Genomic DNA, 13,993 nt, shown 5'->3' with positions numbered 1-13,993 from the left:
AGTGCGGGCCCTTTTTTGCAACTCAACGGGATAGCGCTATCCATATGAAACCATCCATTGTTGTCATGGGCGTTGCGGGCTGCGGCAAGTCCAGCCTGGGCGCGGCCCTGGCAGCGGCCGAGCACCTGCCCCTGATCGAAGGTGACGACCACCACAGCCCCGCCAGCCGCGACAAGATGAGCCAGGGCATCGCCCTGACCGATGCCGACCGCCAGGGCTGGCTGCAGACCCTGGGCCGCCTGCTGGCCCAGCACCCCGACGGCGTGGTGCTGACCTGCTCCGCCCTCAAGAAGGCCTACCGCGACCAGTTGCGCGCAGCCTGCCCCGGTCTGCTTTTCGCCTTTCTGGACATCGGGCGCGAACAGTCCCTGCAGCGGGTGTCGGCGCGGGCCAGCCATTTCTTTTCCAGCTCGCTGGTGGACAGCCAGTTCGCCACCCTCGAAAGCCCGGTGGGCGAAGCCGGCGTGCTGCGCCTGGACGCCCTGCAGGCTTTGCCCTCATTGCAGCACCAGGCCTCGGCGTGGCTGAATGATGTGGCGACCCAGACCGCCCTCAACCCCAAGGATTGCGCATGACCCAGACCTCGGATCCCGCCGGCCTCAGCCGCTTCCAGCGCCTGTCGCACCACCTGATGGCCGCCTGCCTGGGCGTGATGGCCATCGCCGTGTTCATCAACGTCGTGCTGCGCTATGGCTTCGGCAGCGGTGTGGCCGCCAGCGAAGAGCTTTCTCGCCTGTTGTTCGTCTGGATGGTGTTCATCGGGGCCGCCGCCGCCTACCCAGGCGGCGAGCACATGGCCTTCACCAGCCTGGCCGGCCTGCTGACCTCGAAGCCCCGCGCGTTTGCAGCGCTCACGGCCTTGATCCGGCTGCTCACCGTGTGCGCCAGCGCCATGCTGGCCTGGGGCGCCTGGCAGCAGGTGGTGGTGGGCCTGGACAGCCATTCGGTGGTGCTGGGCTATTCGTCTGCGCTGCTGCCGCTGCCAGCCTTTCTTTGCTCGCTGGCCATCGGTCTGATGGCCTTGGTCGAGCTGATCCGTCGTACCCCGCTGGACCTTGGTCACGGCGCAGAAGTGGAGTGATTGCCATGAGCCCTGAAGCGCTCGCTTTCGTATTTTTCTCGGTCGGCATGCTGGTGCTCATGGGCAGCGGCATGAACATGGCCCTGGCCCTGGTACTGACCGGCGCCGGCATGGCCTGGGTGCTCGATTTCTGGGACACCCAGTTGCTGGCCCAGAACCTGGTCGCCGGCGTGGACAGCTTTCCGCTGCTGGCCGTGCCCTTCTTCATCCTGGCCGGCGAGTTGATGAACTCCGGCGGCATCAGCCGCCGCATCATCGACATGGCCCAGGCCTGGGTGGGCCACATCCGCGGCGGCCTGGGCTATGTGGCCATCGGTGCCGCCGTGCTGATGGCCAGCATGAGCGGCTCGGCCCTGGCCGACACGGCCGCCCTGGCCACCATCCTGTTGCCCATGATGCGCCAGCAGGGCTACCCCATGAACACCTCGGCCGGGCTGATCGCCTCGGGCGGCATCATCGCCCCGATCATTCCGCCGTCCATGCCCTTCGTGATCTACGGCGTCACCACCAACACCTCGATCTCGGCCCTGTTCGTGTCCGGCATCGTGCCCGGCCTGCTGATGGGGATAGGCCTGATCTTCGCCTGGCGCCATGTGCTGCGCGGCATCGAGTTGCCGCAGGGTCAGGCCCTGCCGATGGCACAGCGGCTGCGCATCACCGCCCGCGCCTTCTGGGCCCTGCTGATGCCCATCATCATCATCGGCGGCATGAAATCGGGTGTTTTCACACCGACCGAAGCCGCCGTGGTGGCCGCCTTCTACGCCCTGGTGGTGGCACTGTTCGTGCACCGGGAAATGAAACTGCGTGAGATCCACGGCGTGCTGCTGCGCGCCGCCAAGACCACGGCCATCGTGATGTTCCTGTGCGCCGGCGCCCAGGTGGCCAGCTACATGATCACCCTGGCCGACCTGCCCAGCGTGCTCACCCAATGGCTGGGCCCGCTGGTCCAGAGCCCGCGCCTGCTGATGGCCGTCATGATGGTCGTGCTGGTGCTGATCGGCACTGCGCTGGACTTGACGCCAACGATCCTGATCTTTGCCCCGGTGATGCTGCCGATCGCGGTCAAGGCCGGCATCGACCCTGTTTACTTCGGCCTGATGTTCGTGCTCAACGGCGCGATCGGCCTGATCACTCCGCCCGTGGGCACGGTGCTCAACGTGGTGGCCGGCGTGGGGCGCATTTCGATGCACAGCGTGATCAAAGGGGTCAACCCCTTCTTGCTGACCTACGTGGCCCTGCTCACCTTGATGGTGATCTTCCCGCAGATCGTGACCGCCCCCGTGGCCTGGCTGCGCTGAGCCAGTCCTCCCACATTCTCTAGAACCTCTCACACACCGCTTTACTCAGGAGACCACCATGAAAACTGTCCGTCGCACCCTGCTCGCCGCCCTGGCCGCCGCCAGCCTCGCCAGCACCTCCTTCAGCGCACTGGCGCAGGACTTCAAGCCCCGCATGATCCGCTTCGGCTACGGCCTCAATGAGCAAAGCAACCAGGGCCGCGCGGCCAAGGTGTTTGCCGAGGCGGTCGAAAAGGCCTCAGGGGGCAAGATGAAGGTCCGCGCCATCGGCGCCGCCGCCCTGGGCCCGGACACGCAGATGCAGCAGGCCTTGATCGGCGGTGCGCAGGAAATGATGGTGGGTTCGACCGCCACCCTGGTCGGCATCACCGCCGAAATGGCCCTGTGGGACACCCCCTTCCTGTTCAACAACGTGCGCGAAGCCGATGCCGTGCTGGACGGCCCGATCGGCCAGAAGGTGCTGGACAAGTTGCAGGAAAAGGGGCTGGTGGGCCTGGCCTACTGGGAGAACGGCTTCCGCAACCTGACCAACAGCAAGCGCCCCGTGGCGCGCCTGGAAGACCTGAGCGGCATCAAGCTGCGCGTGATGCAAAACAATGTCTACCTCGACAGCTTCAAGATGCTCGGCGCGAATGCCGTGCCGCTGCCGTTCTCGGAACTGTTCAGCGCCATGGAAACCAACACCGTCGATGGCCAGGAGAACCCCTTCAACACCATCCTGTCGAGCAAGTTCTACGAGGTGCAGAAGTTCCTCAGCGTGACCAACCACGTCTACAGCCCCTGGGTGCTGCTGGTGAGCAAGAAATGGTGGGACGGGTTGTCGGCCGCCGAGAAGAAGGTGCTGCAGGATGCCGCGCGCCTCAGCCGCGACTTCGAGCGCAAGGACACCCGCGAAGAAGCCACCCGCGCGCTGGCCGACCTGAAGGCCAAGGGCATGCAGATCAACGAACTGCCGCCGGCCGAGTCCTCGCGCATGCGTGACAAGCTGACCAAGGTCAACGCGGCCATCGCCACCCAGGTCGGCATGGATCTGTGGCGTGACACCCAGGCCGAACTGGCCAAGCTGCGCGGGCAAAAGTAATCCACACGCTCAGCGGGCGGGGCTCATGGCCCGGCCGGATATGCCAGTAACATTGGGATACATCAACGGTTCGCGACCCCTGGCGCGACTTGCTGGAGCATCCCGATGGCCTATCCTCGAATTACCCGCCGCCGACTGAGCCTCGCAACCGGGCTGGCCCTGATGGGCGCCGGGGCGGGCGCCAGCGCCCAGGCCCAGACGCCCGAAGCGGGCACCTACCGTTTCTCGCCCGTCAACCAGTACGGCATCAACCTGACCGCCGCCTACTGGAACCCCATCATCGCCTACGTGTCCGAGAAAAGCGGCATCAAGCTGCAGCTCAAGATCGGGCGCACCTCGGCTGACACCACCGCCTACGTGCTGGCCCAGGAGGTCGAGTTCATCTTCTCCAACCACATGTTCAGCCCCGAGCGAGAAAAACTGGGCTGGAAGGTGTTCGGGCGCCGGCTCACCCCACCGCTGCACGCCCAGATCGTGGTGCTGCAGGATTCCCCCATCACCGACCTGGCCCAGTTGCAGGGCAAGGACATGGCTTTTCCAGGCCCCGAAGCCCTGGTGGCCTACAAGTTCCCGGCGGCCCAGTTGGCCGGCCGCAAGATCGAGGCCAAGCTGCTGTTCGGCGGCAACATGGACGCGGCCTTCGCCCAACTCGTGAGCGGCAAGGTGGCGGCCGTCGGTACCAACTCGCAACTGGCCGAGGGCTATGCACGCCGTGAAGGCCGCAAGCTGCGCGTGCTGTGGTCATCGCCGCCGCTGTACGACCTGGCCCTGATGTCGGCCGCCAATGTGCCCGACAAGGTACAGAAGGCAGTGGCACAGGCCTTCCTGGGCATGCACCAGGACCCGCGTGGGCGCGAGATCCTGCAAAAGGCCTCCGAGCAGGTGGGCCTGTCGGCCGAGGCCTATTTCACGCCCTCGGACGGCAGCGAATACGGCGCCTACCGCGACTTTTACCGCACTGCACCGCCCACGCTGCGCTGAGTCCGATCTTGCTGCACCAACTGCTCCAACGCCTGACGCCCGGCTCACTGGTCGGGCGCGTCTTCACCCTCTACACGGTCACGCTGCTGGGCTTCGTGGTGGCCGGCCTGGGCCTGTTCTTCCGCTATCAGATCAGCGAGGTGCTGGAAGACGAGCAACTGCGGGGCGAGGCCCTGGGCTCGATCATTGCGCCAGTGATTGCCGACAGCGCCGTCATCGGCGACTACGACACCATCCGCCAGGTGCTGCGCCGCACCGTCGCCCACTCGGTGCTGGCCACGGCCAGTTACATTGACCGCAGCGGCGGTCGCATCGAGGAGCCCACCCCACCGCCCCTGAGCCTTGAGCCGCCGGCCTGGCTGGTGGGCCTGGTGATCGCCCGGCTGTACGACGTGAACCTGCCCATCAGCGTGGGCGGCACCGACTACGGCGTGCTGCGACTGAATTTCGATGCTCGCGACATCGCCGGGCGCATGTGGAGCCAGATCCGGCTGGCCCTGCTGCTGGGCGGTCTGGCCGTGGTGGGTGGGCTGCTGCTGATCCGCTTTCCGCTGGTGCGCTGGCTCGGCAAGCTCAACCGGGTGCAGGACTATGAACGGGCCATGAACAGCGGCGCCCTGCCGATGGACATGTTGCGAGGCGGCGAACAGGCCCCGAGCGAATTCCGCCAGACCTTCGAAGTGCTGGGCCGGGCCGCGGCCAGCCTGCAATCCCAGCGGCATCAGGCCGAAGTGACCCTGGGCTCGATCGCCGATGCCGTGTTCACGCTGGATGCCGAGGGGCTGATCACCTTGGCCAACCCCGCAGCCTGCCAGTTGCTGGGCAGCCCGCTCGACCGCGTGCTGGGCCAGCCGGCGTCCACGCTGATGCCCCAGGTGGTACCGCGGGCCAGCCGACTCGAACCTTGGCGGGGCCGCCGCCGCAGCCTGCGCAACCGGCAGGATCAGGAACTGGTGATCGACACCACCCTGTCGACCATCGTGGCCCCTGATGGCAGCACCCAGGGCTACGTGCTGGCCTGCCGTGACATGAGCGAGCAGCACGCGCTCGACCTGCGCCTGCGCAGCGAGCTCAAGTCGCGCGCCAGCGCCCTGGTGTCGCTGCGCCAGGTGCTGGAGGAACTCACCCAGGAGGAACAGGCCCTGGCTCGCAGCGCCAGCAGCGACGACATCGAAGCCATCTCGGCCATGATCTCCACCCTGGTGCAACGCCTGCAGGTACGCGGCGAACAGTTGCGCGCCATCTTCGAACTCAGCCCCGACGGCTTCGTGTCCTTCGACGCGGAACGGCGCGCCAGCTACGTCAGCCCGGCCTTCTGCCGCCTGACCGGTCTGACGGTTGAACAACTGGTGGGGCAACCCGAAACCGTGGTGGAGTTCCTGCTGCAGCGCCAGGCCAACCCCGAGGCGCGCTGGCACAGCTTCGAATCGCTGCGCCGGCAGTTGCGCGAGCCCGACGCGGTCGCTGACGACTCACGCAGCGTGATCGAGCTGCTGCGCCCGGCCAAGCGCGTGCTGCAACTGGGCCTGCGCGAGAGCCGCTCGGGCCTGATCTCCCAGGTGCTGCTGTTGCGCGACGTGACGCATGAAACCGAAGTCGACCAGATGAAGAGCGAGTTCCTGTCGACCGCCGCCCACGAGCTGCGCACCCCCATGACCAGCATTTACGGTTTTGCCGAGTTGCTGCAGTTCCCGCAGATCAAGCCCGAGCAGCGTGACGACCTGATCAAGACCATCCACCGCCAGTCCGAGCTGATGATTTCCATCATCAATGAGTTGCTGGACCTGGCCCGCATCGAGGCCCGTCGTGGCAAGGACTTCAAGATCGAAAGCCTGGACCTGGCCCACCTGACACTGCAACTGATCCACGACTTCAACCCGCCCCAGCACCGCCCCACGCCCGAATTCGACGCCGGCCCCGAACCCGTGCTGGTGCAGGTGGACCGCAAGAAGATGGCACAAGCCATCGGCAACGTGCTGTCCAATGCCTACAAATACTCCCCCCAGGGCGGGGAGGTGAGCGTGCGCCTGGTCTGCACCGAGCACGAGGGGGCGCCGGTGGTAGGGCTGGAGGTGCGCGACCACGGGATCGGCATGACCCCCGAGCAGCTCAAGCGGGTCTGCGAGCGCTTCTACCGCGCCGACAGCTCGGGCACCATCCCGGGCACGGGCCTGGGCATGAGCGTGGTCAAAGAGATCATGGAGCTGCAAGGTGGCCGCCTGCAGATCGACAGCGAGTACGGCGTGGGCAGCGTGATCACGCTGTGGCTGCCACGCGTTGTGGCGGCCACCGAACACAGCGGCTGGGTCAACCTGGCCTGAGGCGAGCCGCACCGCAGCGGCAAGGCCTCAACGCGGGTCGACCGACACGCCGGGCAGGGCGCCCTGCCCCGGGATCGCCACGATCGGGCAGTTCAGCACCACGCGGGTCAGGGTCACCGTCAACAGCCCCTGCTCGGCAGCGGCCAGCACCGCCTCTTCAGAGCGCAGCTCCCGGGCTTGATCGGCCTGCCGCCAGCGCACCTCGGCCAATTGCCACAGCGGGCTGTACGAGCGACTGCCGTTGTCCGCCCCCACCGGCCCGGGGGCTGAGGCAAACACACTGGGCTGACCGGCATTCACAAAACCATAGACCCGTGCCGTGGCCCCGGTTCGACCGCCCGCGCGGCCCGCAGGATCCTGCAAGGCCTGCGCCAGCAGCGGGGCAAAGTTGGCGCCCTTGGCACGCGCCACCTGCGGGTCTGAGACGTCGGTGCTCACATACAGCACGGCCTGATCTTCGAACCAGGCCTGCTGCAGCGGCAAATGAGCCTGCGGCGCAGTGGGTGCACTGGGCGCAGAGGAGCAGCCCGCCAGGCTGGCCCAGACCAGGCCGGCGACCAAACCGTGACACACGGGGCGGGCCCACGAAACCGGCACCAAAGGCATGACAGAGCTCCTGATCCACAAAGACTGAACAGCCCGCAGTATGCCGCCACGCGGCTGGCCTCTTAAACTGGCCGCATCGTCCCCACCCCGATCCACCATGAAGCCGTTCGCCACATTCACCCCGCCCGCCCCGCAGGACATCGCCGCCGCCCTGGCCGCCTACAACCAGGGGCGAGACCCGGAACGCCTGGCCCTCAAGTACGCCAAGATGCGGCAAAGCCCCTTCATCTTCCTGCGCGGGGCCTGCCACCTGTTCTACAACGCCCTGCCCCAGGTCGAGGCCCTGACGCGGGCGCCACTGGCCTGGGCCTGTGGCGATCTGCATTTCGAGAACTTCGGCAGCTACAAGGGCGACAACCGGCTGGTGTATTTCGACATCAATGATTTCGATGAGGCCGCCCTGGCCCCCTGCACCTGGGACCTGCTGCGCCTGCTGACCAGCCTGCAGTGTGGTGCGGCCGACCTCAAGGCCAGTGCGGCCCAGGCCCAGGCGTTGAGCCAGGCCTGTGTCAGCGCCTACCAACAGGCGCTGCTGCGCGGCAAGGCCCTGTGGGTGGAGGGCGAAACGGCCAGCGGCGTGGTGGCCGAGCTGTTCGAGCGCCTGAAAGAGCGCCGACGGGTTGATTTCCTGAACTCGCGATCCGTGCTGCACAAAAGCGGCCGGCGCCGGCTCAAGATCGATGGTCAGAAAGCCCTGCCCGTGACGGACGACGAGCGCCAGCGGGTGACAGCCTTTGTGCAGCGCTACGCCTCGCAACAGGCCCACCCGGGCTTTTTCGAGGTGCTGGATGTGGCACGCCGCATTGCGGGCACGGGCAGCCTGGGCCTGCCCCGCTACGCGGTGCTGATCGAGGGCAAGGGCTCGCCGGATGCGAACGTGCTGCTCGATCTCAAGACGGCCCAGCCCTCGTCGCTGATCCCGGCCTTGAACGCCCTGGGCGTGAAGCAGCCCGGCGGGGCCGATGAAGCGCAACGCATCGTCGGTGCGCAACACCGCATGCAGGCCGTGGATCACGCCTTTCTGGCACCGGTGGAGTTCGACGGCCAGCCCTGGGTGCTCAGGGGCCTGCAACCCAGTGAAGACCGGGTGGACATGGCGCAGGGCAAGGCCAATCCCGAAGGCCTGCTGGCCACAGCCCAGACCCTGGGCCGTGTGTTGGCCTGGGACCAGTTGCGCGCCAGCGGCCGCAGCGGCGCGGCATCGGCCGACAACCTGATCGCCTTCGCCCAGCAAGCGCACTGGACCGAAGCCGTGCTGGAGGCCGCGCTGCAGATGGTGAACGTGACCCAGGCCCAATGGCAGGCGTTCAGCGCCTCGTCACTGGGCCGTTGAAGGCTGCCCCGCTGAGGGCTTACTTCTTGGCGTCGGCTTCGCACTTCTTGATGGACGACGCCTTGGCCGCACCCGACAGCGGCTTGCCGTCCTTGCTGACGGCCTTGCTTTCGCAGCTCGGTGCGGCGGCGGCCGCGCCGCCGGCATCGGCCTCGCATTTCTTCATGAACGAGGTCTTGGCGGCACCGGCCAGCGGCTTGCCGTTCTTGCCCACCGCCTTGGCTTCGCAATCGGAGGCCTGGGCCAGACCGCAAGTGGCGGCCAGCAAACCGGAAATCAGAACAACGATGAGTTTGGACATGAATGAGCTCCAGAAAAAAGTAGGGGCGAAAGCACTGAATGGCCGCTCAACGATAGCACCGCCTTCTCAACTTTTTTCCACTCGTCCCACCAAAATGACACCTGAGCAGTGAACTCGGTCACATGCGTTCAGGATTGGCCGGAGTAGCAAGCAGTACGGTGAGCATTTCCACATAGCCATCGTGCACCATGTCAGCCGGAGGCATGGCCGCGCCCTGGGGGGCTTTGCCAAACAGCAAGTGGGTCACCATGGTGTGCAAGGCCGGAGCCATGGCCAGCCAAGGGTGGCGTACCAGCAGGCTGTCGGCACACCCCAGATGGGCAGCCACCCGGGCCAGCGATTCAGCCAACTGCCGTTGATGAGGCTCCACCACCTGCTGCTGCCACTGCTGCACCAGGTGGGGCACCCGCTCGCTCTCGGCCACCAGCAACCGGAAAGTGGCCACCGTGCCGGGCCGCTGCAGGCAGGCCTCGACCTGCCCCACCAGCCACTCAGCCACCCCACGGGCGGTGTTGGCCCCGCCCAGGCTGGGCAAGTCCTCCAGATCCGGCAGCGTCAGCGAGCGCGACAGCAGGGCCTCGAATACCTCGTCCTTGCTGGCGAAATGCGCGTACAGCCCGCCCTTGGACAGGCCACAACGGCGCGCGATGTCATCCATGCGCGTGGCGGCAAAGCCCCGCTCGGCGAACTCTTGCTGGGCCGCATCCAGGATCTGGCGCATGCGCACCTCGGGCGGCAGGCGCAGGCGCGGCGCCGTGGGCAGGCGCTCCGGGGCGAGAACGGTCATGGCGATGTCTCCGTCGTGGTCATGGCAGTGTCTTGTTGATCATTTATTAGATACCGACCAGTCGGTCGTTAGTTTGATCCAGGTCATGACCGATCAGATGAGACTTGCCTAGAGTCAATCCCATCCAACCAACGGAAGAGCCCGTTCACCATGAGCACACCCGATTCCACCGCCCCAGCAGCCCCCGCCACCGACCAGGCTGCCGCCGCACTGGATGCGGCTTTTCATGCCGCCCTGGCACGCCACAGTGGTTCGATGTCGCTGGCCGCGCCCTGGCTGGCCGGTCTGGACTGGGCCATGCACCTGGCACTGTCGCCCGGCAAACGCCTGGCCCTGGCCCAGTTGGCCTGGCAGCAGGGTGAGCAGTTCGCCCGCTATGCCACCGAGTGCCTGATGGCCGGCCCCGGTCCGGCCCGCCAATGCATCGAGCCGCCGGCACGTGACCGCCGTTTTGCCGACCCGGAATGGTTGCGCTTTCCCTTCAACCTGCTGCACCAGGGTTTTCTGCTGAACGAGCAATGGTGGCAACAGGCCACCAACGAGGTCTGGGGCGTGGAAAAGCACCACGCCGATCTGGTGGCCTTCGGCACCCGGCAATGGCTGGACATGTTCTCGCCCGGCAACCTGCTGCCGGCCAACCCGGTGGTGTTGCAGCGCACCCTGCAGGAGCATGGGCTGAACCTGCTGCGCGGCGCTTCGTTCGCCCAGGACGACCTGAAGCGGGCCAGCACGCATGAGCCGGCGGCCGGCACCGAGGCCTTCGAGGTGGGACGCGACCTGGCCTGCACCCCGGGCGAGGTGGTGTTGCAAAACCGCCTGATCGAGCTGATCCAGTACCGCCCCACCACGGCCCAGGTGCATCCCGAGCCGGTGCTGATCGTGCCGGCCTGGATCATGAAGTACTACATCCTGGACCTGTCGCCCGACAACTCCTTGATCCGCTACCTGCTGGACCAAGGTCACACCGTGTTCTGCATCTCCTGGAAGAACCCGACCGAGGCCGAGCGCGACCTGGCCATGGACGACTACATCGAGCTGGGCTTCGAGGCCGCCCTGAAAGCCGTGCAAGCCATCTGCCCGGCGCAGAAGGTGCATGCGACCGGTTACTGCCTGGGCGGCACCCTGCTGGCCATCGCGGCCGCAGCCCTGGTGCGCGACGGCCGCGATGAGCTGGCCTCGATGACGCTGTTTGCGGCCCAGACCGATTTCAGCGAGCCCGGCGAGCTGGGTCTGTTCATCGACGAAAGCCAACTCAGCCTGCTGGAGGCCCAGATGGCGCAGACCGGCACCTTGAGCGCAGGCCAGATGGCCGGCGCCTTCCAGATGCTGCGCTCGAACGACCTGCTGTGGTCGCGCCTGATCAACGAGTACATGCTGGGTGAACGCCCCGCCATGAACGACCTGATGGCCTGGAACGCCGACGCCACCCGCATGCCCGCACGCATGCACTCGCAGTACCTGCGCCAACTGTTCCTGAACAACGACCTGGCCGCCGGTCGCTACCAGGTCCAAGGCCACCCCGTGTCGTTGACCAGCCTGCGCCTGCCCGTGTTCATCGTGGGCACCGTGACCGACCACGTGGCCCCCTGGCGCTCGGTCTACAAGCTGCATCACCTGAGCCCGGCAGAGATCAGCTTCGTGCTGACCAATGGCGGCCACAACGCCGGCATCGTCAGCCCGCCGGGCCCAACCCACCAACACACTCACCGCCATTACCAGTGCCTGACCCGCAGCGCCGACGGCGCCGCCCTGAGTGCCGACACCTGGCTCGCCCAGGCGCCCCAGGTCGAGGGCTCGTGGTGGCCGGCCTGGCGTGACTGGCTGGGAGCCCATTCAGGCGCCCCGGTCGCGCCCCCCGCCCTCGGCGCCCCCGAACACCCGGTGCTGTACGCCGCCCCCGGCCACTACGTGATGGAGAAGTGAATGACGCCCCCTCTGCAAGGCAAGCGCGGCCTGGTGGTCGGCATCGCCAATGAACACAGCATCGCCTGGGGTTGCGCCCGGGCTTTCCGCGACGCCGGGGCCGAGGTCGCCGTGACCTGGCTCAACGACAAGGCCCGCCCCCATGTCGAGCCGCTGGCCGACCAGCTTCAGGCAGCGATCCGCGCGCCACTCGATGTGGAGCAGCCCGGTCAGCTGGAAGCCCTGTTCGACACCCTGGGGCGAGAGTGGGGGCAGCTCGATTTCGTGCTGCACTCGATCGCCTTCGCCCCCATGGCCGACCTGCACGGCCGGGTGGTCGATTGCTCACGCGAGGGCTTTGCACGTGCCATGGACATCTCTTGCCACTCCTTCATCCGCATGGCGCGCCTGGCCGAGCCCCTGATGCACCAGGGCGGCACGCTGCTGACCATGAGCTACCTGGGCGCCGACGAGGTGGTGGCCAACTACGGCCTGATGGGCCCGGTCAAGGCCGCCCTCGAATCCAGCGTGCGCTACCTGGCCACCGAACTCGGCCCGCGAGGCATCCGCGTGAACGCGGTCTCGCCCGGCCCCTTGGCCACCCGCGCCGCCTCGGGCATCGCCCATTTCGACCAGCTGATGAGCCAGGCCACGGCACGCTCACCGCTGCGCCGCCTGGTGGGCCTCGATGAAGTCGGCGCCCTGTGCACCTTTCTGGCCAGCGACGGCGGCCGCGCCATCACCGGCGACACGCTGTACGTCGACGCTGGCGTCCACATCATGGGCTGAGCTTCCGATGCGATCACTTTCCAACCCCGCTTGCAGCACCCGGCCCCGGCTGAGCACTGGGTCCATTGCACTGGCCGGCAGCCTGTTGCTGGGCGCCTGCGCCCACACGCCCGCCCCACTGGCTTTGCCCACGGCCCCGGTGGCCGGTGTTTACGCCGAGGCCAGTGCCCCCGAAGGCCCGGCCGCCCCCACCCTGGCCTGGCACAGCTTCTTCACCGACCCGGCGCTGCAGGCCCTGATCACCCAGGCCCTGGCGAACAACCGCGATCTGCGCATCGCGGCTGCCCGGGTGCAACAGGCCCAGGCCGCCTGGGGCTTGCAACATGCGGCCAGCCTGCCCTCGGTGGTGGGCATGGCCGGCAACAGCCGGGTGCACCTGCCGGCCGGCATCAACCCGCTGGGCAGCACCGTGCAAGCCAGCGGGGCCAGCCTGGGCCTGGGCTTCGTGAGCTGGGAGGTGGATCTGTGGAACCGCCTGGGTCAGTTGCAGGATGCCGCGGCCCAGAATGCCGAAGCAGCCGAGCAGGCCCGACGGGGCGCCGAGCTCAGCCTGATGGCCCAGGTGGCCCAGGCCCATCTGGCCCTGGGTGAACTGGACGAACGCCTGGCCCTGGCACGCCAGGCCGAGGCCAGCCGCGCCGAGAGCCTGCGCATCTTCACGCGCCGCGTGGCCATGGGGGCGAGCTCGCGCCTGCAACTGACCCAGGTGCAGACCCTGCTGACGCAGGCGCAGGCCCTGGTGGTGCAGTTGGAGCAGGCCCGTGCCGCCCAGGCCCAGACCCTGATCGCCCTGGTGGGCACCCCCCTGGACCTGCCCGAGCGCGCCGACGCCCTGAGCCGACAAAGCCCGGTGGCCCAACTGCGCAGCGGCCTGCCCTCCGAACTGCTGCAGGCCCGGCCCGACATCGTGGCCGCCGAACACCAACTGCGCGCCGCCCATGCCCAGGTGGGCGCAGCCCGCGCCGCCTTCTACCCCAGCCTGACCCTGACCACCGCCCTGGGCACCACCAGCACGGATTTCGATGGCCTGTTCCGGGGCGCCAGCAAGGCTTGGCTGTTTGCCCCCAGCCTGAACCTGCCGCTGTTTGACGGAGGCCGGCGCGAGAACAACCTGAGCCTGCAGCAGGCGCGCCAGATCGAGGCCGTGGCGCAGTACGAGAAAAGCATCCAGAACGCCTTCCGCGAGGTGAACGACGCCCTGTCTGCCAGCCATGCGCTGGCCCAGCAGGTGCGCATCGCCGAGGCCGCTCTGCAGGCCCAGACCGAGCGCGCCCGCCTGTCCGAGCGCCGCTTTGACGCCGGGTCGGCAGCCTTTCTCGAGGTCCTGGACGCCCAGCGCGATCTGCTGGCCGCCGGGCAGCAACTGGTGCAGGCCCGCCGGGCCGCCATGGCCAGCCGCGTGCTGCTGTACGCCGCCCTGGGCGGCGGCACGCTGGCGGCGGCAGACGCCAGCCCAAGCACGACCGCCAGCCCCGCCAAGACCGCCACCGCACAACCCTGAGCACCCGCCTGC

The 13,993-nt window shown here is 67.5% G+C and carries 13 protein-coding genes; 10 read left to right on the top strand and 3 right to left on the bottom strand.

The window, feature by feature from the left end; translation table 11 throughout:
• Positions 1 to 44: 44 nt before the first annotated feature.
• From AC07VS_RS18115 to AC07VS_RS18090, 6 genes are all read left to right on the top strand, one after another.
• Positions 45 to 575, top strand: coding sequence for a gluconokinase (locus tag AC07VS_RS18115; RefSeq protein ID WP_492348985.1), 531 nt, complete (start codon positions 45 to 47; stop codon positions 573 to 575).
• Positions 572 to 1,081: a TRAP transporter small permease gene (locus AC07VS_RS18110; protein ID WP_494658250.1), complete on the top strand. Its 510-nt coding sequence runs from the start codon at positions 572 to 574 to the stop codon at positions 1,079 to 1,081. The genes AC07VS_RS18115 and AC07VS_RS18110 overlap by 4 nt, the downstream gene beginning before the upstream one ends.
• A 5-nt stretch (positions 1,082 to 1,086) precedes the next feature.
• Positions 1,087 to 2,379: a TRAP transporter large permease gene (locus AC07VS_RS18105; RefSeq protein ID WP_494751641.1), complete on the top strand. Its 1,293-nt coding sequence runs from the start codon at positions 1,087 to 1,089 to the stop codon at positions 2,377 to 2,379.
• Between the two features lie 58 nt (positions 2,380 to 2,437).
• On the top strand, positions 2,438 to 3,460 hold the full coding sequence (locus AC07VS_RS18100; RefSeq protein ID WP_494658252.1) for a TRAP transporter substrate-binding protein: 1,023 nt from the start codon (positions 2,438 to 2,440) through the stop codon (positions 3,458 to 3,460).
• Between the two features lie 105 nt (positions 3,461 to 3,565).
• Positions 3,566 to 4,441 carry a phosphate/phosphite/phosphonate ABC transporter substrate-binding protein gene (locus AC07VS_RS18095; RefSeq protein WP_494751640.1) on the top strand — a complete coding sequence of 292 codons (876 nt, stop codon included), beginning with the start codon at positions 3,566 to 3,568 and terminating at the stop codon, positions 4,439 to 4,441.
• Between the two features lie 8 nt (positions 4,442 to 4,449).
• Entirely contained in the window at positions 4,450 to 6,762 is a 2,313-nt protein-coding gene (locus AC07VS_RS18090) for a PAS domain-containing sensor histidine kinase (protein WP_494751639.1), read from the top strand.
• A gap of 27 nt (positions 6,763 to 6,789) precedes the next feature.
• Here AC07VS_RS18090 and AC07VS_RS18085 read toward each other — a convergent pair whose 3' ends face one another.
• Positions 6,790 to 7,368: a DUF7482 domain-containing protein gene (locus tag AC07VS_RS18085; protein WP_494751638.1), complete on the bottom strand. Its 579-nt coding sequence runs from the start codon at positions 7,366 to 7,368 to the stop codon at positions 6,790 to 6,792.
• Between the two features lie 97 nt (positions 7,369 to 7,465).
• Between AC07VS_RS18085 and AC07VS_RS18080 the strand changes: the two genes are divergently transcribed.
• Positions 7,466 to 8,701, top strand: coding sequence for a DUF2252 domain-containing protein (locus tag AC07VS_RS18080; protein ID WP_494751637.1), 1,236 nt, complete (start codon positions 7,466 to 7,468; stop codon positions 8,699 to 8,701).
• A 19-nt stretch (positions 8,702 to 8,720) separates the two neighbouring features.
• On the opposite strand, the gene AC07VS_RS18075 is transcribed toward AC07VS_RS18080, so the two are convergent.
• On the bottom strand, positions 8,721 to 9,002 hold the full coding sequence (locus AC07VS_RS18075; protein WP_492348977.1) for a hypothetical protein: 282 nt from the start codon (positions 9,000 to 9,002) through the stop codon (positions 8,721 to 8,723).
• A 118-nt stretch (positions 9,003 to 9,120) separates the two neighbouring features.
• On the bottom strand, positions 9,121 to 9,789 hold the full coding sequence (locus AC07VS_RS18070; protein ID WP_492348976.1) for a TetR/AcrR family transcriptional regulator: 669 nt from the start codon (positions 9,787 to 9,789) through the stop codon (positions 9,121 to 9,123).
• 150 nt (positions 9,790 to 9,939) lie between these two features.
• On the opposite strand from AC07VS_RS18070, the gene AC07VS_RS18065 reads away from it, so the two are divergent.
• The 3 genes from AC07VS_RS18065 to AC07VS_RS18055 are packed head-to-tail and all read left to right on the top strand — an operon-like array spanning position 9,940 to position 13,981.
• Positions 9,940 to 11,712 carry a PHA/PHB synthase family protein gene (locus tag AC07VS_RS18065; protein ID WP_494751636.1) on the top strand — a complete coding sequence of 591 codons (1,773 nt, stop codon included), beginning with the start codon at positions 9,940 to 9,942 and terminating at the stop codon, positions 11,710 to 11,712.
• Positions 11,713 to 12,480 (top strand): enoyl-ACP reductase FabI, encoded by a 768-nt coding sequence (gene fabI, locus AC07VS_RS18060; RefSeq protein WP_492348974.1) that lies wholly within the window; start codon positions 11,713 to 11,715, stop codon positions 12,478 to 12,480. It abuts the gene before it with no gap.
• A 7-nt stretch (positions 12,481 to 12,487) separates the two neighbouring features.
• Positions 12,488 to 13,981 carry an efflux transporter outer membrane subunit gene (locus AC07VS_RS18055; protein ID WP_494658254.1) on the top strand — a complete coding sequence of 498 codons (1,494 nt, stop codon included), beginning with the start codon at positions 12,488 to 12,490 and terminating at the stop codon, positions 13,979 to 13,981.
• The last annotated feature ends 12 nt before the right edge of the window (positions 13,982 to 13,993 follow it).

It is taken from the genome of Curvibacter sp. GW821-FHT01G03 (assembly GCF_059422285.1).
Note: the sequence above shows the minus strand (reverse complement) of the source record. Positions and strands in the feature narration are given on the sequence as shown.